This window comes from Nonomuraea endophytica (assembly GCF_014203235.1).
GTDB classification, from domain to species: Bacteria; Actinomycetota; Actinomycetes; order Streptosporangiales; family Streptosporangiaceae; genus Nonomuraea; species Nonomuraea endophytica.
The window spans coordinates 156519-176793 of sequence record NZ_JACHIN010000006.1 but is presented as its reverse complement, the minus strand read 5'-3'; the positions used below and the strand labels follow the sequence as shown (position 1 = coordinate 176793).

The following is a 20275-nucleotide window of genomic DNA, read 5'->3' as shown; positions in this document are numbered from 1 at the left end:
TTGCCATACATGGTGACGAACACGATCGAGCGTGAGGTGGTGCTGCGGCACCCCGTCGAGCGGGTCTGGGCCGCGCTGACCACCGCCGAAGGGCTGTCCCGGTGGTTCGGCTCGGTGGCCGAGATCGACCTGCGGCCCGGCGGGCGCGCGTACTTCCGCTGGGACGACCTCGGCCAGGAGTCGCTCGCCACGGTCGACGTCGTCGAAGCGCCGCACCGGTTCGCGTTCCGGTGGGGGATCGAGGGGCTGCCCGGGGAGGACGCGCCGCGGACGCTGGTGGAGTTCACGCTGGAGGCCGTGGCAGAGGGCACCCGGCTGCGGCTGGTGGAGAGCGGGTTCGCCCAGGCCGCCGCGGACGTGGCCCGCACCGCCCACCAGGCCAACAGCCAGGGCTGGGACGCCGAGCTCGGCGAGCTGCGGGACTACCTCGATGCCGCCGCCTGACGCGGAGAGCCAGGCCGTCGCGGTGTTCCAGGCGCTCACCGACCCGACCCGGCGGGCACTGCTGGAGGAGCTCGCCCGCGCCGGACCCGCCACCGTCACCGATCTGGCCCGGCGGTTGCCGATCAGCCGCCAGGCCGTGGCCAAGCACCTCGGCCTGCTGGCCGGGGCGGGCCTGATCAGCGCCGCCCGGCCGACGGGCCGCCGCCACCCCTACCGGCTGGAACCCGCCCCGATCCGCGCCGCCCAGATCTGGCTGGCCACGCTCGCCCACCGGTGGGACGACCGGCTGACCGCACTGGAAGACGTACTCAACAAGGAGGAATCATGACCGCCTACACCGCTGGACTGAACATCGCCATGAAGATCCCCAAGGCGCAGTACGAGGCCACCGTGGCCTTCTACCGCGACACCCTGGGCTTCGAGGTCAAGGAGGAGGACGTCGGCTACGCCCCGACCGTGGCCACGACCCATTCGGTGAAGTTCGGCCCCAACACGCTGTGGCTGGACCGCGTCGACAACTACAGCCATCCCGACCTGTGGCTGCAGCTCCACACCGACGACCTGGACGCCGCGACGGCCGAACTGGCCGAGGTCGGCGTCCACCCCTGCGACGAGGTGGAACCGCTGGAGAACCTCGCCACGAGGACCCACTGGATCAAGAACCCGGCCGGGGTCGTGCACCTGCTCGCCGAGTCCGGCTGATCGGCCACCCGCTGACATCCGGGAGTGTGCGGAATCTGCCCTGGTGGCTCGGTACCCTGGTGCCCGGTCGTATCGGGGGGCGGGGTAGTCGTGACGGAGCACGGGCGGATCGTGGCCGAGGTGTCGGCGGTCATCGGGGAGGCGCGTCCCACGCTGGCGCGCGCCGCCTCCGGAGTACGCACCCTGCTGGACGCCGAGGCGTGGCGGGAGTTCACCGGGCCGGGCGGCGAGCTCGTCGAGCATGGCGACCTCGTGGAGTTCATCACCTCGGACCCGCCGCGCGGGCTCGGCGTGACGCCGGGGCTGGTGCGGGCGCTGGTGGCCGACGACCTCGACGTGGCCGCCCAGCTGGACCAGGCGTTGCTGGCCGACACCCCCACGCGGCCCGAGGAGCCGGAAGAGCCCGAAGAGCTGGAGGAGGCTCATGTCCCGGCCCCGGAGACGCCCGCGCTGCGGCGGCTGCGGGAGGACGCGCCCGCGCTGCACAGCAAGGTCGTGGCGGGCGAGCTGAGTACGAACGCGGCCATGGTGCAGGCGGGCTTCCGCCCCCGCACGATCAGCGTGCCGGTCTCGCGCCCGGAGAACGCGGCCAAGGCGCTGCGCCGCAACCTCAGCCGCGAAGAGCTGGTGGAGCTGGTGAGCCTGCTGTCGCAGGACCTGTGAGCACCTCAGTCCAGTAGCGGCAGGGTCAGCCGGAAGCGGGCGCCCTCGCCGAGCGCGGTCTCCAGTTCGACGTCGCCACCGTGCGCGCGGGCCAGGGAGCGGGCGATGGCCAGGCCCAGGCCCGCGCTGGTCCCGGCCGAGCGGTTGCGGGAGCGGTCGGTACGGTAGAAGCGGTCGAAGACGCGGCCCGCCTGCTCGGCCGTCATCCCCGGTCCCGTGTCCGCCACCTCGAGTACGGCCCGGCCGCCCGCCGTACCGACGCCGATCCGCACGGGCGTGCCCGGCGGGGTGTGCGCGGCGGCGTTGCCGACGAGGTTGGCCACGACCTGCCGCAGCCGGTCCTCGTCGGCGCAGACCGGGGCCGGTCCCGGTGGCCCGCCGCCGCCGGGGCCGGTGAGCTCGACCGGGCGCGACGGGTCGAGGGCGCGAAGGTCGTGGCGGGCGTCGTTGGCGAGCGTGCGCAGGTCCATCGGGGCCGGTTCGAGCTGGGACTCGGGCGCGTCGTCGAGCTGGGCGAGCAGCATGAGGTCTTCGGTGAGTGCGGTCAGCCGGGTGGCCTCGCGGTCGATGCGGCCCATCGCCGCGTCCACGTCGGCCGGTCCGGGTAGCGCGCCCATCCGGTAGAGCTCCGTCGAGCCCTTGATGACGAACAACGGCGTGCGCAGCTCGTGGCTGACATCCGAGACGAACGTCCGCATCCGGTTCTCGGCGGCGGTCCGGTCGGCGAAGGCCCGTTCGAGCTGGCCGAGCATGGTGTTGAGCGAGGCTCCGAGATGCCCGATCTCCGTGCCGGGCGGCGCGAGGCCCGGCACGCGATGGGTGAGGTCGCCGCCGGCGATCGCGGCGGCCGTGTGCTCGATCCGGCGCAGCGGCCGCAGCCCCCGCCCGAGCGCGAACCAGCCCACCCCGGTCAGCAGCACGAGCAGCACCACGCCGCCGACCAGGCTGCTGGCCCGCAGCTGCGTGATGGTGGCGTCGGCCTCGGTGAGCGGCGCGGCGGCGATCACCGTCCCGCCCCAGCCGACGGTCGGCCGGGCGACGGCCCGCCAGCGCCCCGAGCCGTCGGCGGCCGGCAGGTCCATGGCCCTCCCATCGGCCGGGATGGCCCGCAACTGCTCGCGCGTGGGCAGGGCGGCCTCGTTCAGCCCGGGTGAGTGCACACGCCCCGACACCGCGCCGTTCGCGTCCAGATACACCAGGTACGGCGTGCCGAACAGGTCGAGCGCCGGGCCGAGGAGCTCCGGGCGGGCCCCGGCCTGCTCGACGTCGGGCGGCCCGTCGCCGGAGACCCGGGAGATGATCGAGGTGAGCGTGCCGAGCTGGTGGTCCAGCCGGTTGAGCTGGTAGCGCTCCAGGTGCTCGGTGACGACGGCGCTGATGAGGGTCAGCCCGGCCAGCAGCAGGCCCGTGGTGAGCAGCAGCAGCCTGGCCCGCAGCGAGAACCGGCTCATGGCCGGGGCCCGCGGATCACGTAGCCCGTGCCGTGCACGGTGTGGATGAGCTTGGGCTCCTCGGTGTCCACCTTGCGCCGCAGGTAGGAGATGTAGGTGTCGACGATGCTGGCGTCGCCGCCGAAGTCGTAGCGCCAGACCCGGTCGAGGATCTGCGCCTTGGACACGACCCGCCCGGCGTTCTCCATCAGGTAGTGCAGCAGCCGGAACTCGGTGGGGGAGACGCGGACGGGCCGGCCCGCCCGCGTCACCAGGTGTCCGTCGGGGTCGAGCGCGAGCGGGCCCACGTGCAGCACGCCGGGCTGGTGGCCCGTGGTGCGGCGCAGGATCGCGCGGATCCGGGCGATCAGCTCCTGCAGGTCGAACGGCTTGGTCACGTAGTCGTCGGCGCCGAGGGAGAGCCCGGTGACCTTGTCCGCCTGGCGGTCGCGGGCGGTCAGGAACAGGACCGGCACCGGCCCGCCGCCGCCCTCGGGACGCAGCTCACGCAGCCGCCCCACCACCTCGAAGCCATCCATGTCCGGCAGCATGACGTCGAGCAGCACCAGGTCGGGCGGCTCCGCGGTGGCGGCGGCGACCGCCTCGGCGCCGGTCGCCGCCGAGCTCACCCGGAACCCGGCGAACCGCAGCGTGGCGGCCAGCAGTTCGCGGACGGTGGCCTCGTCGTCCACCACCAGCAGCCGCTCGCCGCCCTCCGCGGGTGTCATGGCCTGTCCAGGTTGTCGCACGATGGCCAGGATACGGAGGCCCCGTTCACACGTCGCGGCGCAGGAAGACCGCGAACGCGGCGGCCAGCACGACGGCGACCCCGAGGCACATCCCGCCCAGGTTCAGCCAGGGCTCGGGGTAGGCCGGGTCAGGGACCGTGGCGAAGATCGCGGCCGCCCCCTTGGTCGGCCAGATGGCGAACAGCCCCTGCATCCACGAGGGGAACAGGCCCTGAAGCGCGGGCACCAGGAAGATGATCCCCACCAGCGTGGCCAGGGCCCCCGCCGTGGCCCGCATGATCGTGCCGAGCCCGACCGCGAGCAGCGCGATCGCCGACAGGTAGATCCCGCCGCCCGTCACGGCCGACAGCACGCCGGGGTCGCCGAGCTGCGCGTTCGGCACCTCCTGCGTGATGAGCACGGCCTGCCCGAGGAAGAACGAGGCGAACATCAGCACCTGACCCGCCACCAGCGCGACCGCCGTGGCCACCACGACCTTGGCCGCCAGCAGCCGGTGCCGGCGCGGCGTGGCGCTGAGCGTCGTCGCCATCAGCCCGGTCGCGTACTCGGAGGTGACGACCAGGATGCCCAGCACCCCGATGATCAGCTGGGCCACGATGTACGTCGTCAGGCTGCGGCCGGTCGGATCCCAGTCCTGCGGCGACTCGGCCCGGTCGGCCCCGGCGGCGCCCATCGACAGCGCCGTGATGCCGAGGCCGACCACGAGCAGGGTGGCCAGCGTGTACCAGCTGGAGCGCAGGCTGCGGAACTTGATCCACTCCGCGTGGAGAGTCCGGGCGAAACTCACGCCGCCCCCTGGTACTCGACGCTGTCCTTGGTCAGCTCCATGAAGGCGTCCTCCAGCGAGGCCAGCTGCGGGGTGAGCTCGCTGAGCGCGACGCCGTGGTAGGCGGCGAGCTTGCCGATCTCCTCGCCCGTCATGCCGGAGACGACCAGCGAGTTCTCCAGGCCGTCGCGCACGGTGGCCCCGGCGGCGGTGAGCCGCCGCGCCAGCGATCCCGGGTCGGACGTGCGCACGAGCACCGTGCCCGCGCCGTTCGCCCGCATCAGCTCGCTCATGCCGGTGTCGGCGATGAGCCGTCCCCGGCCCACGACGACCAGGTGGTCGGCGGTCTGCGCCATCTCGCTCATGAGGTGGCTGGAGACCAGCACCGCCCGTCCCTCACGGGCCAGCGCGCGCATGAAGTCCCTGATCCACCGGATGCCCTCCGGGTCGAGCCCGTTCACCGGCTCGTCGAAGATCAGCACCCGCGGGTCGCCGAGCAGCGCCGCCGCGATGCCCAGCCGCTGCCGCATGCCGAGCGAGAACCCGCCCGCCCGCCTGCCCGCCACGCCCTCCAGGCCGGTCCTGGCCAGCACCTCGCCGACCCGCCGCCTGGGCAGGCCGTTGCTCACGGCAAGGGCCAGCAGATGGTCGTACGCCCTGCGGGCGCCGTGCACCGCCCCGGCGTCCAGCAGCGCGCCCACCTCGGTCAGCGGCGCCGGCAGGTCGGCGTAGCGGCGGCCGCCGATGGTCACCGAGCCCCGCGCCGGGGTGGCCAACCCCATGATCATTCTCATCGTGGTGGACTTGCCTGCCCCGTTCGGCCCGAGGAACCCGGTCACCTGGCCGGGCTCGACGGTGAACGACAGGTCGTCCACCACGGTCTCGGGCCCGTACTTCTTGGTCAGTCCTCTTACCTCGATCGTGGTCATGCGGGAGATCCTGGCGGGCCTGGTTGGGCGGGTTCTGAGAGGTTCTGGGAGAACTCTGAGAACCGGCGAAGGCCCGGCCCGCGACCGCGTCGCGCGCACAGGAAACTCTCAGCCGGAAAGGGCGCGGACCACCCCGGTGAAGACCGACGGCAGCCGGGCCGCCGCCGGGACGATCAGCTTGGCCGACGCCCGGCGTCGCGCCGCTACCAGGAGCGCGGCGGTGAGCACCCGGTGTTTGCGCGTCAGCAGCCGCCAGGCCCGCTCGTAGTCCTGCGGCCGCTCCTCGACCAGGCAGCGGACCAGGGCCCGCGCCGTCAGGACCGCCAGGCACAGCCCCTCGCCGGTGAGGGCGTCGGTGTAGCCCGCCGCGTCGCCCACCAGCAGGACCCGCCCTGACACCCTGCTGCGTACGCGCTGGCGCAACGGCCCCGCCCCGCGCACCGGGGTGACCGCCGGGCCGTCCAGCCGGGCGAGCAGGCCGGGGAAGGACGGCAGGCGCTCGTCGAAGCCGCCCCGCTCCCTGCTCAGGATCGCCACGCCCACCAGGTCGTCGCCCACCGGCGTCACGTACGCCTCGCCGGCCGCCGACCAGTGCACCTCGACATGGTCCGACCAGGGGGCCACCTGGTAGTGGCGGCGCAGGCCGTACCGGGCGGGCGCCCGGTCGGGCAGGCCGAGCCGCAGCCAGGAGCGCAGCGGCGAGTGCAGGCCGTCGGCGGCGACCAGCCAGCGGGCCCGGAGCCCAGCGGCCTCGACGCCGTCCTGGTCGTGGCGGGGCCGCACGACCTTGCCGGTCACGATCTCCACGCCCAGTTCGGCGGCCCGCGCCGACAGCGCCGCGTGCAGCACGGTCCGGCGTACCCCCAGACCGGGCGCGTCGCCGAAGTCGGCGCGCGCGTGAGTGGCGGCGTCGAGGTAGTCGATGCCGAGGAGCGGATGGCCGGACAGTTCCACGCCCATCGCCCGCAGCGCGGTCACGCCGCCGGGCATCAGGCCCTCGCCGCACGCCTTGTCGACGGGCGTGCCGCGCGGCTCCACGACGACGGCGCGCAGCCCGGCCAGCGTGGCGTGGATCGCCGTGGCCAGTCCGGCGGGCCCGCCGCCCGCCACGACCACGTCGATCACACGACCTCACCACCAAAGGCCACGACCTCATCACCAAAGGCCACGGCCTCATCACCAAAGGCCACGGCCTCGCCTCCACCGGCCACGATGGAGTCGATCACGCGACCTCGTCCAGCAGGGCCAGCGCCCGGTTCTCGCAGCGGATGCGGACCACCATGAGCACGGCGTTGAGCACGGTGAAGACGAGCGCGGTCACCCAGGCGGTGTGCACGAGCGGGAGCGCGAAGCCCTCGACGGCGACCGCGACATAGTTGGGGTGGCGCAGCCAGCCGAACCGGTACGGCCCGCTCCGCACCAGCGGCAGCCCGGGCACCACGATCACCTGGGTGTTCCAGCGCGGTCCGAGCGCGGTGATGCACCACCAGCGCAACCCCTGCGCGGCGATGACGAGCGCGAGCATGGTCCAGCCGAGCGCCGGGACGAACGGCCGCCCGGCCAGGAACACCTCGGCCAGGCACCCGGCCAGCAGGCCGGTGTGCAGCAGCACCATCCACGGATAGTGGCCTTGCCCGGTGAGTATCCCGCCGCGTTCCATGCTCCAGCGGGCGTTGCGGCGGGCGACGACGAGTTCGGCCAGGCGTTCCAGGCCGACGAGCAGGATGAGGAGTGGGTACCAGAACATCGGCGGCTACCAGCGCAGCAGGACGAGTTCGGAGCAGAATCCAGGGCCCATGGCCATCATCAGACCATAGCTTCCCGGCGGTGGGGTACGGCTGCGCAAAGTGTCTCGAAGGACATGCAGAACCGACGCTGACGACAGGTTGCCGTTGCCGGCCAGTGAGAGCCAGGTCAGTTCCAGCGCCTCATGCGGCAGGCCGAGCGTATCGGCGACGGCTTCGAGCACCTTGGGCCCGCCCGGATGGCACACCCAGGTGGTCACGTCGTCCCTGGTCAGGCCGTGTTCGGCCAGCAGCCCGTCGACGTCGTCGGCCAGATGGTCGCGTACCACCCCGGGCACGCCCGCGTCGAGGACGACGCCGAAGCCGCTGTCGCGTACCTCCCAGCCCATGACGTGCTCGGTGTCCGGGTAGAGATGGCCGCGGGTGGCCACCACCTCGGGCCCCGCCGGAGTGCCGGAGCCGCGGAGCACGACGGCCGCGGCGCCGTCGCCGAACAACGCGCTGGCCACCAGGCTCGCGACCGAGGCGTCGCCGCGCTGCAGGGTGAGCGAGCACAGCTCGACCGACAGCAGCACCGCGACGTGGTCCGGCCAGCCGCGCAGGTAGTCGTGCAGGCGGGCGATGCCGGCCGCGCCCGCCACGCAGCCCAGGCCGAAGATCGGGACCCGCTTGACGTCCGGGCGCATGCCCAGCCGCAGGCCCACCCTGGCCTCGATCGAGGGGGCCGCGATGCCCGTGACCGTGGTGAACATGATCAGGTCGACGTCGGCCGGGGCCAGCCCGGCCTGCTCCAGCGCGCCGGACACCGCCTCGGCGCCCAGGTCGACGGCGGCCGCGACGAACACGTCGTTGGCCGCGCCGAAGCCGTCGAGCTTGCCGTACTCCTCCAGCGGCAGGACCAGGTTACGATGATCAACCCGGGCGCTGTCGTGCAGCCGGTCAAGCAGTCGCCGGTCGGCGCCCTCCGGCAGGAAGGACCGTGCCGCCAGTTCGGTGATTTCGGTCTGCGCGTACCGATGCGCGGGCACCGCGCCGTGCACGGCTGCGATCCAGGTCATAGCCGGAGATTGCCCCGCGCCCATGGTTAGTATGCCCGTAAAGCGTCATGGATCGAGGTGCGTGTGCGAACGGTGGCCGGGCTGGCGCGCGCATGTCACCCCGGGCCCACGCTCGCCGTCACCGTCTTCGTCACCGCCGTGACCGCGGCCAGCGGCCGCGACCTGAGGGGAACCGTGCTGGTCGCGGCGGCGATCCTGACCGGGCAACTGTCCATCGGGTGGTGCAACGACGCCGCCGACGCCGCCCGCGACACCGCCTCCGCGCGCCTCGGCAAGCCGATCGTGGCGGGCATGGTGACCGCGGGCACCGTGCGGGCCGCCGCGTTCGCCGCGCTGGCGCTCTGCGTGCCGCTGTCGCTGGCCTCCGGGCCGCAGGCGGGCCTCGCGCACCTGCTCGGCGTCGGCGCCGCGTGGGCCTACGACCTCGGGCTGAAGGCGACCATGCTGTCGTGGCTGCCGTACATGATCGGTTTCGGCGTGCTGCCCGCCTTCGTCACGCTCGGCCTGCCCGGCCGGCCGTGGCCCGCGTGGTGGGCCGTCCTCGGCGCGGCCCTGCTCGGGCTGGGCGCGCACCTGGCCAACGTCCTGCCGGACATCAAGGACGATCTGGCTACCGGAGTTCGCGGCTGGCCGCAGCGGCTCGGCCCCGCCCGCGTCGCCGCGCTGGTCCCGCTGCCCTTGCTGGCCGCGACCGCGCTGATCTCCTTCGGCGTGTACGGCGCCGCCTCCTGGCCGGCCCTCGCGGTGGCGGCGGCGGTGACCGTGGCCGGGCTGTGGCGCGGCGGCAAGGCGCCCTTCCTCGCGGCGATCGTGGTGGCGGGAATCGACGTCGTGCTCCTGGTGATCAACGGCTCCAGACTCACCGGCTGAAGGCTGTGCTCAGTTCGGTCCTGGCCCAGCGGCTCACCACGGCGGCGGCCAGGGGGACGGGGACCGTACCGGCGCCCAGGCCGACCTCCACGAGGAGGTCGAAGACCTCCGGGCGGCGTGCGGCGGTGGCGATGGCCGCGTCGATGAAGCCGGGCGACTGGGCCGCGCGCGCCAGCACGTCGGTCGTGCGCAGGTGCCGCCCGAGTGCGGCGCGCAGCCCGCGCCGGTAGACGGGCAGCGGGTCGGCGCTCGCGGTGACGGCGGCCTCGCCGGCCAGGCGGCCGGACAGCAGCGCGTAGTAGATGCCCTCGCCGGTGAGCGGGTTGATGAGGCTGGCCGCGTCGCCCGCGAACAGCACCCGGCCGACGCCCGCACGGGGGCGGCCGGGCGACAGCGGCAGGTGGTGGGCGCGCAGGTCGCGGGCGGGCAGGTGCGGCAGCAGTTCGGCGAGCCTGCCGTGCAGGACCTGGCGGCCGGGCAGGCCGGTGGCGCGCAGGTGGCGGAGCAGCATGCCGAAGCCGACGTTCGCGGTGCCGTCGCCGATCGGGAACGCCCAGGCGTAGGCGGGCCACCCGGCCCTCTGCATGGCGATGAGCTGGGCGTCGTCGTCGTCCGGCAGGTCGGCGTAGCCGCGTACGGCGATCGCGATGTGCCGATCCGGCGTCTGCCTGGCGCCCAGCAGGCGGCGTACCACCGAGTAGGCGCCGTCGGCCGCGACGACGGCGCGGGCGGTCAGCGTGTCGTCCACCGTCAGCAGGCCGTCGCGGGCGGTGAGCGCGCGCACCCGGTGGCGGCGCACCTCGACGCCGCGCTCGCGGGCCGCCTCGACCAGGCGGGCGTCGAACACCATGCGCGGCACGACGTGGTTGGGCCGGGCGACCGTCGCCGAGACGCGCACGCCGCCGGGGGAGACCACGGACAGGCGGCGGGTCGGACGGTAGTCGTCGAGCAGGCCGGGCAGGCCGAGCAGGTCCAGTTCGTCGCGGCCGTGCGCGGCGATGCCGTCGCCGCACGCCTTGTCGCGCGGGAAGTCGTCGCGGTCCACGAGCAGGACACTCGCCTCGGGCCGTAGCTGTTTGGCGCGCAACGCGGCCGCCGCGCCCGCGGGTCCGCCACCGACGACGAGCACATCCCACACGTTGGCCACGTAGCGCCTCTACCCACTCGAACCGTCGCGGCAACGCCCGGTGTCACACGCGAGGCGTCGGCGGTGCTCTACAGATGTGAACGTAGTGAGGCATCGTAGGAGCGCATCGGCCGTGGTGGCCAGGCGGGCCGAGTGGAAGGACAGCGCGGTGGTGTCGAGCCCCCCGGGCGTCCGGGCCGATCTCGAGCAGGTCTTCCGCACGGCCTATCCGCGCGTCGTCGCGGTCGCCGCCAGGGTGCTCGGCTCCCGGGACGAGGCGGAGGACGTGGCCCAGGAGGTGTTCCTGACGTTCGGGCGCTCCACGGTGCCGGCGGGGGAGGCGCTGGGCTGGTTGTCGGTGGCCGCCGCGCACACCGCGCTGAACCACCTGCGCACCGGCCGCCGCCGCGCCTCGCGCGAGGAGGCCGCCACCCGCGCGGCGACGGTTTCGCACGAGGCGGCCGCCGGAGGCGGTGAGGTCGTGAGCCCGGACGTCGCCGACGCGGTCGTCACCCGCGAGGAGCGCCGCCGGGTGCGGGAGGCGCTGGCGAGGCTGCCCCACAGGCAGGCCGTCGCGCTCGTCCTGCGCCACAGCGGCCTCAGCTACGCCGAGGTCGCCGCCGTTCTCGACCTGTCCCCGGGCAGCGTGGGCACCACGGTGCGCCGCGCCGAGTCCGCTCTGCGGAAGGAGTTGAACCGTCATGCGTCATCCGACTGACGGCACGCTGCGCCGGCTCCTCGACGAGCCCGCCGCGATCGCCGACGCCGACCGCGAGCACGTCGCGGGCTGCCCCTATTGCCGGTCCGGTCTGGCCGTCGTCCAGCAGGACGCGGCGCTCGTGGGCGCGGCGCTGGACGGCACGCCGGACGTGGATGTCGACGCGGGCTGGCGGCGGCTGTCTGGTGCGCTCGTCGCCGAGGGGTCCCAGGTCACGGTTCCGGCTGGTCCTGGTCGTCGCCGGTGGAAGGCGTTGCGCAGCCCGGTGGCCGCCGTCGTCGGGGCGGCCGTCCTGGTGAGCGGGGTCACCGCCGCGGCCGCCGCCGAGTGGCTGCCGATCTTCCGCGCCGAGCAGATCACCCCGGTCGTCGCCCCGCGCGCCGACCTGGTGCAGATGCCCGACCTGTCCGACCTCGGCGACATGGAGGTCACCGAAAGGATCGACCTGCGCCAGGTCGCCGACGCCGCCGCCGCGAAGAAGGCCACCGGCCTGTCCGTCCCGCAGGTGAACACGCTGCCGCGCGGCGTCACCGGTCGGCCCACCTTCCACGTCGTCGGCCGGGTGAGCGCGACGCTGACGTTCTCGGCCGAGAAGACGGCCGGCACCGTGGCCTCGGCGGGCAAGACGCTCCCGCCCACGCTCCCCGGCCTGGACGGCAGCCGGTTCCGCCTGGCCGCCGGGCCCGCCGTGGCCGCGGCCTGGTCGGCGGGCCGGCCGATGCCCGCCCTGATCGTGGCGCGGGCGGTGCCGCCCACGGCGGAGTCCTCCGGCGTGCCGTTCCGGACGGCCCGCGACTATCTGCTGTCGCTGGGCGTGCTGCCGGAGAATGTGGCCTCGCAACTGCGCGCCTTCTCCGGTGACGGCACGACGCTGCCCCTGTTCACGACCATCGAGAAGGTGACGAGCTCGGCCACCGACGTCGGTGGCGTACCGGCGACCCTGCTCGTCCCGCGCGACGGCACGATGGCGGCCGTGATCTGGATGGACCGCGGCGTCCTCACCGTGGTGGCCGGCTCCCTGAGCGCCGACGAGGTGTTGTCGGTGGCCCGCGAACTGAAGGTGGAACGATGATCGACGACACCGCGACCCGGCTGCTCACCGAGCTGCCGCCCGCTTCGGCCGCATGGGGCTCGGGCCTGCGCAAGCGTTACCGGCGCCGGGTCGCCGTCGACGGCGTCTCCCTCGCGGTCGGCCGCGGCGAGGTGGTGGGGCTGCTCGGCCCGAACGGAGCGGGCAAGACCACCGTGATCAAGATGCTGCTCGGCCTGGTCCGGCCGGACGCGGGGGAGGTGCTTCTGCTCGGCCGGCCGGCCCGGGACCCGCAGGCCCGCGCCCGCGTCGGCTACCTGCCGGAACTGTTCCGCTACCAGCCGTGGCTCACCGCCGCCGAGGTGCTGGACCTGCACGTGCGCCTGGCCGGCGTCATCGTCCCCGACCGGGATCGGCGCGAGTGCCTGGCGACCGTCGGTCTCGCCGACCGCGCCGGGGATCGGGTGGGCGGCTTCTCCAAGGGCATGCAGCAGCGTCTCGGCCTGGCGGTCGCGCTGGTGGCCCGCCCCGAGCTGATCGTGCTCGACGAGCCGACCAGCGCCCTCGACCCCATCGGCCGCGCCGACGTCCGCGACCTGCTGCTGTCGCTGAAGGCCCGCCAGGTCGCCGTCCTGCTCAACTCCCACCTCATCGGCGAGGTCGAGCGCGTGTGCGACCGCGCCGTCATCCTCGACAAGGGCCGGGTCGCCGCCTCAGGCACCCTCACCGAGCTGCTCGGCGGCCGCGAGCTGCGGCTGCGTCTCGACGGGGTGACCCCCGAAGCAGAGGTACGGCTGGCCGCCGCCGGCCGCGTACGCCGCACCGGCGAGGCGTACACCGTCGAACTGCCCGCTCAACAGGACCCGGCCACCGTGCCGGACCTCGTCGCCGACCTGGTCGTCCTCGGGGTGCGGGTGCACGCGGTCGAACCCGGCCGGGTCACCCTCGAAGAACGCCTCCTCGACATCGTCCGCGCCGACCAGGCGGAGGAAAGCCGATGAACGCCGGGATCGTGCTCACCATCGCGGCTCTCACCATCAAGGAGTCGGCCCGGCGCAAGGTGCTGCGTGCGCTGGCCCTGCTGACCGTCGTGCTGCTGGGGCTCAGCGCGTGGGGATTCTCCATGATGATCACGATCGAGTTCGACGGCGGCGTGATGACCACCGGGGAGGCCAAGCTGGTGGCCTCCCAGATGCTCAACCTGGTCATGTTCGGCCTGAGCCTGATCGCCGCGCTCGGCACCGCCTTCCTCGCTGGCCCCACTCTGGCCGGCGAGATCGAGTCGGGCATCGCGCTGGCGGTGCTGGCCCGCCCGGTGCACCGCTGGGCGGTGCTGCTGGGCAAGTGGCTGGGCCTGGTCGTGTTCGGCAGTGGTTTCGTGGTCGTGGCGGGGCTGGCCCAGTTCCTCATCGTCCGGTTCATCGTGGGCTACTGGCCGCCGCACCCGGTGACCGGCCTGGCGCTGCTCGCGGCCCAGACGACGGTGCTGCTCACGCTCGGTCTGCTGCTGTCCACGGCCGTGTCGCCGATGGCCTCGGGCATCATGGCCGTGGGTCTGTTCGGCGCCACCTGGATCGCGGGCGTGGTCGGCGGCGTCGGGCTGGCCCTCGGCAACGAGGGGGTGGCCAGGATCGGCACGGTCTCCCAGATCCTGCTGCCGACGGACGGGTTGTGGCGCGGGGCCATGAACGCCTTCCAGGACCCGATCGTGCTGGCCCGCTTCGGCGGACCGGCGCTGGAGGGCGGCTTCCCGTTTCTGAGCAACGCCCCGCTGACTCCGGCGTACCTGACGTGGACCGCCGTCTGGGTGGTCCTCGTCCTGGGCCTGGCCGCCCTGTCCTTCCGCCGCCGCGACCTCTGAACTCAGCCGCCGGCCAGCTCGGAGAAGATCTCCACCAGCTCCGGCCGGTCGAACGGGCCGACGTGCGGCGCCGCGACACTGCGCACGTCGGTCGGGTTGTCCGGCGTGAGGCGGTCGGCCTCGGCGATGAACCGGTCCTGCAGCGCGAGCGGGATCAGCCGGTCGAGGGTGAGGCGGACGTACGTCCGGGGGATGCGGCCCCAGGTGTGCGCCTCGCCCCGGGCCTCGGCCAGCGGGATGCTCGCCGTCTCGTCCGGTTCGAGGGCGTTGAGGAGCCGGCTCACGCCTTCGTCGGTGAAGTCGGCGGCCAGGGTTTCCTTGACGGCCTGAAACAGCGCCGGGTCGGCCGAGCGCCAGTTGATCCTGGTCACCCCGAGCACCGCGGGGTCGGCGACCACGGCGGCGCTCAACCTGTGGACCAGGCTGTCCTTGTTCTCCGGTGTTCCGAGGTAGGCGGTCAGGTTCGGCAGGTCCACGCAGCAGTAGGCGGCGACGTAGACGACCCGGTCGAGCAGGTCGGGGATGGCGTTGCCGACCCGGCTCACGGTGACGCCGCCCTGGCTCATGCCGGCCAGGACCACCGGCCCGTGGCGGCGGGCGCGGCGTACCACGTCCACGACGCGCTCGACGTAGTCGTCGATGGTGATCTTGGCGAGCGGGGACGGCTCCGCGGCCAGCGCCTGGAGGTCCTGCGGGGCCTGGTAGGGGCGGGGGTAGAAGGCCTCCTGCCCGTGTCCAGGCAGGTCGATGGCCACGCACCGGTGGCCGCGCAGGGTGAGCTCGGTGGTCAGGCCGGTGGCCCAGGAGGACGAGGAGTTGGTGCCGTGGATGAAGACGAGGGTGGTCATGGTCGTTCTCTTCCTTAGTTGGGGTGGGGGTGGCGCCACATCGGCCACAGCGGCGGGCTGCCGGCCACGCGCACCGGCTCGCCGAGATCCTCGAAGCCGTGGCGCCGGTAGAGGGCGCGACTGCGGGGCGAACTCGCCTCCAGGTACGCGGGAAGCCGGTCGGCGTCCGCTCGTTCGAGCCGGTGCCGGAGCATCGCCGAGCCGAGTCCGGCGCCCTGCCGCCCGGTGACCACTCCCATGCAGGGGAGGTAGAGGTGCCTTTCGCCGTTGGGGTGCCGTGGGGCCAGCGCTTCGCCGAGGGCCCGCAGCCGCTCGCCGCCGCCCGGCTCCTCGTCGGGCGTGTGGTCCGCGGGCAGCGTCAGCCAGATGGCGGCGGCCTGGCTGTCACCGGCCAGGTACGCCTCGGCGGTGGGGTGGGTGAGCAGGTGGCGGTAGTAGTGCGCCTGGAGTGGGCCTCGCGGGCCCGTTTCGGGGTAGAGCCAGCGGACCAGGGGGTCGTTCATGAACGCCTCGGTGAGGACGTCCAGCACCGCCTGCCGTTCCGCCTCGTCCGCCCGCCGGATGGATGCGTACGGTGTATCGACTGTCATGTTTGAAGGGTATTTGCCCACTACCCACAGGCGCATATTTCCAGGATTTAGCGGGCGAAAGTGCACTAGCGACGGCGGCGATTGAACTAGTACACTCCAGCGTCATGGCGACGCAGCGTCCGGAACCTCCCTACCGGCACATCGCGGCGGAGATCCGCGCCCGGATCGTCAACGGCCGCCTGCGGCCCGGCGACCGGGTGCCGTCCATCCGGGAGATCGCCCAGCGATGGGGCGTCGCGGTCGCCACCGCCACCAGAGTGATGGCCACCCTGCGCGACGACGGCCTGGTCGAGACGAAGGTCGGCGCCGGCACCGTGGTCAGCGGCCGCACGGGCACGAAGCGGCAACCGGCGCCACGGCAGGCGCTCGACAGGAAACAGACCCTCCGCGCCGCCGTCGCGATCGCCGACGCGGAGGGCCTCGACGCCGTGTCCATGCGACGGCTCGCCGCCGAACTCGGCGTCGGCCCGATGTCGCTCTACCGGCACGTGTCGAGCAAGGACGAACTGGTGACGCAGATGACCGACGAGGTCTTCGGCGAACAGGAGCTCCCCGACCCGGGGCCGGACGGCTGGCGGGCCAAGCTCGAACTGATCTCCCGCCTGCAGTGGGAGCTCTGCCGCCGGCACCTCTGGCTGCCCCGGGCCGTCTCCTTCACCCGTCCGATGCTGGTGCCCAACGTGATGGCGTACACCGAGTGGACCCTGCGCGCGCTGGACGGGCTCGGCCTGCCCATGTCGATTCGGATCCGTGAGGCCCTGACGCTGCACACGCTGGTCCTCACCGTCGCGCTGTCCATGGCCGACGAGATCGAAGCCGAGCAGGAGACCGGCGTGACCCTCGACCGATGGTGGCTCACCCAGCGCAAAAGGGCCGACGAACTCCTGCGTTCCGGACGCTTCCCGCTGCTGGCCACGCTGACCGACGACGAGGTGGCGGACGCCGACGGCCTGTTCGAGTACGGCCTGGCCCGCCACCTCGACGGCTTCGCCACCCTCATCGAGACCCCCGGCCAGGAAGCCGGGGGCCGATGATCAGACGGTGCGCTTGGCCCAGAAGTGCACCCCGATCTGCGCGAACTGCGTCACCGGAGACGCGCTGGGCGACTGGCTCTGACCGATGTGCCGGAGCGTCTGAACGTTCTTCGTCGGCAGCGTGCCACCCGGGCCGACCACGGCGGTCGGGTGGAACCACTTCTGGCGGTCGCTGTTGTCGCAGGCCGCCACGGTGACGCTCACCGTGCCCGCGGCGGTCAGGCACAGCGGAGCGCCGCTGTTGATGCTGGCCCGCAGGGTGTAGATGAACGCGGGCTGCCCGCCGCCGGACGAGACGGTGGATGTCTGCGCCCACTGGCCGAAGGTGCTGTTCGTGTCGCTCCTCAGCACGACATCCGCCCCGTTGAAGTTGGCGGAGGCCGTGAGCACCGTCCTGGCGCTGTCCCCCCGGTACTCCAGCTCCTTGAACACCTCGGCGTGCGCCGGAGAGGCGACCAGCGCGCCGATCCCCGACAGGCTCACCGCGGCGAGCGTCATCGCGACGGAACGGCGCAGGTTGTGTGATGCGGACATGAGAAAAGAACCCCCCTGGTTGACGTCCCTTGAGACCGACCGGCTCAAGGCGGCACCAGTACACAGCCGGGGCCCGTCGTGGTCAGCGCACAAATACCGCTTCACCCACCCGAGACGTAGATCACACCCGCCCGGGAACCACACCGGATGAAGGAACCGCCCTGGCGCCGGGAGGCAGATCACAGGGTGGAGTTTGGGTCTGTGGCCCGATTTGACTGGAAATGTTAGATCATAGGCTCGTGAATGATCAGATCAGGGACATAGCCGCCCGAAATGGACTTGGTAGGCCTGAGGCGGTCTATGGGCCCGCTGACGGGGGAACTCCCTGGGATCGGGAGCTGCACCTCTTCGAGCACGGGCTGGTCGTGCGGTTGCCGGATGGGCGGGTTCAGGGGCTCCGGTGGGAGTCGATGACGGTGCTGAAGGACGTCATCGATCCGTTCCGGAGCGTGTACTCGCTGAGCGACGGCGTCTCGGCGCCCGTGGTGATCGACGGGTTCGAACGGCCGGAGCAGTGGGGGCCCGCCATTCACGGGGCGGTCCTGCGGACGCATCTGCCGCAGGCCCGGGCGGCGTTGCAGGCGGGCAGCACCGTGGCGTTCGGGGAGGTGGCGGCGACCCAGCAGGCGTTGCTCACCCCGACCGGCGTGGTGCCGTGGGCGGAGATCAGCGAGATCGGGGTCGAGAACGGCGTCGCCTCGATCAAGGTGCGGCAGCAGTGGCGGCCCCTCACCACCACGTATGTCCGCGACCTCCCGAACTTCCTGGTCCTGTTCACGCTCATCGAGGAGCTCAAGGGCGGGGCCCGCGCCTCGGGGTCCCGGCTGGGCTGGGTGGTCGGCGGGGTCGCGACGTTCCTCGTCATCGCCCTGGTGGCCGGCGGGATCGTCGTGGTCAAGCGGCTGGTGAAGACGGGTGTCCGGGAGGGGATCACCGCCTCACAGGAGACGCCGACGCCCACGCCGTCCGACACGGCCTCGGCGACGCCGGAGCCCTCGGAGACGTACTCGCCGACGACCGAGCCGACCCCGACCGAGGAGCCGTTCGACGCGTCCACGCTCGACGACGAGGACACCGACCAGACCCCGATCACGAGCGGCGCGCTGCTGGCCGACTCCTTCACCACCCGCAAGGGCGTGCGCTACAACCTCAAGGGGACCCGCTCGGACGACTGCCCCGCCTGGTTCCAGGAAGGGCGGGTGCGGACGTTGCTGCGCAGCGGGCGCTGCAAGGAGATGATCTCGGGCGTCTACGCCAGCGCGAACTCGACGAAGAACAACCGGATCATGGTCGTGATCCGGGTCATCCCGTTCAAGGATTCGAGCACCGCCAAGCGCACGTTCGACAAGCTGCCGGCGGGCTCACGGGACTGGGGCTTCATGTGCCCGCTCAAAGGTCCGGGCTCCGGCCTGTGCGCGAACGGCCGCGGCAGCTGGTCCTCGGCGTACATCTGGGGCTGGACCCAGCACAACCACCGCTACGTCATCGCGACCCTGGCCCTGTACGAGAACCTCGCCGACGGCAGCAGCACCAAGCCGTGGCTGACCGACGCGTCGAAGGCGGCGCTGGAGGCGGCCGGCCCCATGGTCTACCACGACACCAACTGAGCCCCGCAGAAGGACCCGAGCGCGCGGTGAAGGCCGGCGCGGTGCGGGCGGTCCAGGTCACGCCGCGCGGAGACGCGGAACGCGGCCCAGGTCAGCTTCCGTTCGCAGGAGGGCAGCGCACGGGCCCGTTCCGCGGCCTTGAGTGCCTCCAGCATGTCCTCGGTGATCCGGTCGAGCCGTGGGCGGACCTCGGTCAGCAGGTCGGGGCGGTGGGTCGGCCGCGAGCCGGGGTCGGCGTGCCAGCGTCGGAACAGGGCGCGCTGGACCAGCTTGCTCGCCTCGATCTGGTCCCGGAAGACCGCGGTGGCCGAGGCCGGGTCGATGCCCAGCCGTACTGACCGCTCGGCCACCGAGGCCAGCACCTGCTCCTCCCTGGGCGGATCGTCGATGGGCTGACCGGTGCCCCACTTGGCGGCGGCCACCTGATCGGCCAGCTCGATCCGATCAGCGGCGAGCGCCACGAAACCCGAGATGTCCGGAACGACGGTCACGGACAGCAGCAGCACGGTCACAACCAGCATCACTCAACGGTAGAGCACCAGGACGAGGTGGCCGAGCGGCGTGTCGCGCAGATCGGCGACCTGGAGCCCGGCCCCCGCGGCGAGCGCCGTGTAGTCGTCGGCGGTGCGCTCGCGCCCGCCGCTGAGCACGAGCATGCGCAGGTCCATCTCGGCGAACATGGCCGGATCGGCGCGCTGCTCGATCACGACCACCCGCCCTTCCGGCCCGGCCGCGTCGGCGCACCGCCGCAGGATCCGCCGTGAGTCGTCGTCGCTCCAGTCGTGGATGACCCGCCTGAGCACGTACGCGTCGCCGCCGGCCGGCAGCGGATCGAAGAAGCTCTGCCCGGCGAACGAGCACCGCGCGTCAAGCCCCAGCCCGGCGAGGTGCCGCCGGCCGCGTTCCACGGTGTCGGGCAGGTCCACCAGCGTGCCGCGCAGATCCGGGTGGGCGGCCAGCACCTCGGCCAGCAGGATCCCGGCCCCGCCGCCGACGTCGACCACGTGCAGCACACCGGACCAGTCGTAGCCCGCCGCCGCGTCGGCGAGATAGTCGGCCCCATCCGCCATCATCGCGTCGAACGTCGCGCTCATCTGAGGATTGGCCGCCAGATAGGACCAGAAGTCCGCCCCGAAGACCGTCTTCCACGCCGGTTCCCCGGTGCGGACCGTGTGGAGCAGCCCGGTGAACGCCAGGTCCATCTGCCCGCCGAACCCGTCCAGGTCGAGCCGCGCCCGCATCCCGGACGGATGCCCGGCGGCCAGCAGCGCGGCGGGCCCGTTGACGGCGAAGGCGCCCGGCTCCGGCTCGGCGAAGACACCCCTGCTGACCAGGTGGCGCAGCAGGCGTACCAGGGCATCGGGGTCCGTGCCGGAACGGCGGGCCAGCTCCAGCACGGGCACCGGCTCGTCGCCCATCAGATCGCTCAGCCGCAGTGTGGCCGCCACCCGCACCGCCATCGGGGTGACCAAGTCGGTCACCGGCGCCAGCACCGCCCACGCCTCTTCCCACGCTGTCATGGCCGGAAGCCCCTTCTCGCGAGATCGAGATCAAGCCGAGCGTACTCCCGC

General features: G+C 72.9%; 24 protein-coding genes. 11 read left to right on the top strand and 13 right to left on the bottom strand.

What is annotated here, in order from left to right; translation table 11 throughout:
- Positions 1-9: 9 nt before the first annotated feature.
- The 4 genes from HNR40_RS22965 (at position 10) to HNR40_RS22950 (ending at position 1809) form a co-directional block, all read left to right on the top strand.
- On the top strand, positions 10-444 hold the full coding sequence (locus HNR40_RS22965; RefSeq protein ID WP_184964587.1) for an SRPBCC domain-containing protein: 435 nt from the start codon (positions 10-12) through the stop codon (positions 442-444).
- The gene (locus tag HNR40_RS22960) at positions 431-772 is read left to right on the top strand and encodes an ArsR/SmtB family transcription factor (protein ID WP_184964585.1); all 342 of its coding nucleotides are present in this window, start codon (positions 431-433) and stop codon (positions 770-772) included. Before HNR40_RS22965 ends, HNR40_RS22960 begins: the two co-directional genes overlap by 14 nt.
- The gene (locus HNR40_RS22955) at positions 769-1146 is read left to right on the top strand and encodes a VOC family protein (RefSeq protein ID WP_184964583.1); all 378 of its coding nucleotides are present in this window, start codon (positions 769-771) and stop codon (positions 1144-1146) included. The genes HNR40_RS22960 and HNR40_RS22955 overlap by 4 nt, the downstream gene beginning before the upstream one ends.
- Positions 1147-1236: 90 nt before the next feature.
- A complete protein-coding gene (locus HNR40_RS22950; RefSeq protein ID WP_184964581.1) occupies positions 1237-1809 on the top strand; it encodes a hypothetical protein in 573 nt (190 codons plus the stop codon).
- Between the two features lie 5 nt (positions 1810-1814).
- On the opposite strand, the gene HNR40_RS22945 is transcribed toward HNR40_RS22950, so the two are convergent.
- The 7 genes from HNR40_RS22945 to HNR40_RS22915 all read right to left on the bottom strand — a co-directional run bounded on the left by HNR40_RS22945 (position 1815) and on the right by HNR40_RS22915 (position 8486).
- Positions 1815-3260 carry a sensor histidine kinase gene (locus HNR40_RS22945; protein WP_184964579.1) on the bottom strand — a complete coding sequence of 482 codons (1446 nt, stop codon included), beginning with the start codon at positions 3258-3260 and terminating at the stop codon, positions 1815-1817.
- Positions 3257-3967 (bottom strand): response regulator transcription factor, encoded by a 711-nt coding sequence (locus HNR40_RS22940; protein WP_184965335.1) that lies wholly within the window; start codon positions 3965-3967, stop codon positions 3257-3259. The genes HNR40_RS22945 and HNR40_RS22940 overlap by 4 nt, the downstream gene beginning before the upstream one ends.
- A 46-nt stretch (positions 3968-4013) precedes the next feature.
- Positions 4014-4775 carry an ABC transporter permease gene (locus HNR40_RS22935; protein ID WP_184964577.1) on the bottom strand — a complete coding sequence of 254 codons (762 nt, stop codon included), beginning with the start codon at positions 4773-4775 and terminating at the stop codon, positions 4014-4016.
- Entirely contained in the window at positions 4772-5683 is a 912-nt protein-coding gene (locus HNR40_RS22930) for an ABC transporter ATP-binding protein (RefSeq protein WP_184964575.1), read from the bottom strand. Before HNR40_RS22930 ends, HNR40_RS22935 begins: the two co-directional genes overlap by 4 nt.
- Positions 5684-5791: 108 nt before the next feature.
- Positions 5792-6808, bottom strand: a complete 1017-nt coding sequence (locus HNR40_RS22925) for an NAD(P)/FAD-dependent oxidoreductase (RefSeq protein WP_184964573.1) — start codon at positions 6806-6808, stop codon at positions 5792-5794.
- Between the two features lie 97 nt (positions 6809-6905).
- Positions 6906-7430 (bottom strand): isoprenylcysteine carboxyl methyltransferase family protein, encoded by a 525-nt coding sequence (locus HNR40_RS22920; RefSeq protein ID WP_184964571.1) that lies wholly within the window; start codon positions 7428-7430, stop codon positions 6906-6908.
- 6 nt (positions 7431-7436) lie between these two features.
- Positions 7437-8486 carry a type III polyketide synthase gene (locus HNR40_RS22915; RefSeq protein ID WP_184964570.1) on the bottom strand — a complete coding sequence of 350 codons (1050 nt, stop codon included), beginning with the start codon at positions 8484-8486 and terminating at the stop codon, positions 7437-7439.
- A gap of 57 nt (positions 8487-8543) precedes the next feature.
- On the opposite strand from HNR40_RS22915, the gene HNR40_RS22910 reads away from it, so the two are divergent.
- The gene (locus HNR40_RS22910) at positions 8544-9356 is read left to right on the top strand and encodes a UbiA family prenyltransferase (RefSeq protein WP_312896482.1); all 813 of its coding nucleotides are present in this window, start codon (positions 8544-8546) and stop codon (positions 9354-9356) included.
- On the opposite strand, the gene HNR40_RS22905 is transcribed toward HNR40_RS22910, so the two are convergent.
- Positions 9346-10485, bottom strand: coding sequence for an NAD(P)/FAD-dependent oxidoreductase (locus HNR40_RS22905; RefSeq protein WP_312896481.1), 1140 nt, complete (start codon positions 10483-10485; stop codon positions 9346-9348). The genes HNR40_RS22910 and HNR40_RS22905 overlap by 11 nt on opposite strands.
- A 103-nt stretch (positions 10486-10588) precedes the next feature.
- Here HNR40_RS22905 and HNR40_RS22900 point away from each other — a divergent pair, with 103 nt between their 5' ends.
- The 4 genes from HNR40_RS22900 to HNR40_RS22885 are packed head-to-tail and all read left to right on the top strand — an operon-like array spanning position 10589 to position 14091.
- The gene (locus tag HNR40_RS22900; RefSeq protein ID WP_221340725.1) at positions 10589-11200 is read left to right on the top strand and encodes a sigma-70 family RNA polymerase sigma factor; all 612 of its coding nucleotides are present in this window, start codon (positions 10589-10591) and stop codon (positions 11198-11200) included.
- On the top strand, positions 11184-12272 hold the full coding sequence (locus HNR40_RS22895) for a cupin domain-containing protein (RefSeq protein ID WP_184964566.1): 1089 nt from the start codon (positions 11184-11186) through the stop codon (positions 12270-12272). Before HNR40_RS22900 ends, HNR40_RS22895 begins: the two co-directional genes overlap by 17 nt.
- Positions 12269-13231 carry an ABC transporter ATP-binding protein gene (locus HNR40_RS22890; RefSeq protein ID WP_184964564.1) on the top strand — a complete coding sequence of 321 codons (963 nt, stop codon included), beginning with the start codon at positions 12269-12271 and terminating at the stop codon, positions 13229-13231. The genes HNR40_RS22895 and HNR40_RS22890 overlap by 4 nt, the downstream gene beginning before the upstream one ends.
- Positions 13228-14091 (top strand): DUF2705 family protein, encoded by an 864-nt coding sequence (locus HNR40_RS22885; protein WP_184964563.1) that lies wholly within the window; start codon positions 13228-13230, stop codon positions 14089-14091. Before HNR40_RS22890 ends, HNR40_RS22885 begins: the two co-directional genes overlap by 4 nt.
- Before the next feature lie 2 nt (positions 14092-14093).
- Here HNR40_RS22885 and HNR40_RS22880 read toward each other — a convergent pair whose 3' ends face one another.
- Together HNR40_RS22880 and HNR40_RS22875 are read right to left on the bottom strand one after the other, a co-directional pair.
- Positions 14094-14939 (bottom strand): alpha/beta fold hydrolase, encoded by an 846-nt coding sequence (locus HNR40_RS22880; protein ID WP_184964561.1) that lies wholly within the window; start codon positions 14937-14939, stop codon positions 14094-14096.
- Positions 14940-14953: 14 nt separating this feature from the next.
- The gene (locus HNR40_RS22875) at positions 14954-15529 is read right to left on the bottom strand and encodes a GNAT family N-acetyltransferase (RefSeq protein ID WP_184964559.1); all 576 of its coding nucleotides are present in this window, start codon (positions 15527-15529) and stop codon (positions 14954-14956) included.
- A gap of 104 nt (positions 15530-15633) precedes the next feature.
- Here HNR40_RS22875 and HNR40_RS22870 point away from each other — a divergent pair, with 104 nt between their 5' ends.
- The gene (locus HNR40_RS22870; protein WP_184964557.1) at positions 15634-16563 is read left to right on the top strand and encodes a TetR/AcrR family transcriptional regulator C-terminal domain-containing protein; all 930 of its coding nucleotides are present in this window, start codon (positions 15634-15636) and stop codon (positions 16561-16563) included.
- Here the strand turns inward: HNR40_RS22870 and HNR40_RS22865 are convergent, their stop codons facing one another.
- The gene (locus HNR40_RS22865) at positions 16564-17097 is read right to left on the bottom strand and encodes a ricin-type beta-trefoil lectin domain protein (protein ID WP_184964555.1); all 534 of its coding nucleotides are present in this window, start codon (positions 17095-17097) and stop codon (positions 16564-16566) included.
- Positions 17098-17507: 410 nt separating this feature from the next.
- On the opposite strand from HNR40_RS22865, the gene HNR40_RS22860 reads away from it, so the two are divergent.
- On the top strand, positions 17508-18704 hold the full coding sequence (locus tag HNR40_RS22860; protein ID WP_184964553.1) for a DUF6585 family protein: 1197 nt from the start codon (positions 17508-17510) through the stop codon (positions 18702-18704).
- Here the strand turns inward: HNR40_RS22860 and HNR40_RS22855 are convergent.
- Positions 18686-19225 carry a chorismate mutase gene (locus HNR40_RS22855; RefSeq protein ID WP_184964551.1) on the bottom strand — a complete coding sequence of 180 codons (540 nt, stop codon included), beginning with the start codon at positions 19223-19225 and terminating at the stop codon, positions 18686-18688. The two genes, HNR40_RS22860 and HNR40_RS22855, sit on opposite strands and share 19 nt — an antisense overlap.
- Positions 19226-19228: 3 nt before the next feature.
- Entirely contained in the window at positions 19229-20224 is a 996-nt protein-coding gene (locus HNR40_RS22850) for a methyltransferase (protein WP_184964549.1), read from the bottom strand.
- Between the last annotated feature and the right edge of the window lie 51 nt (positions 20225-20275).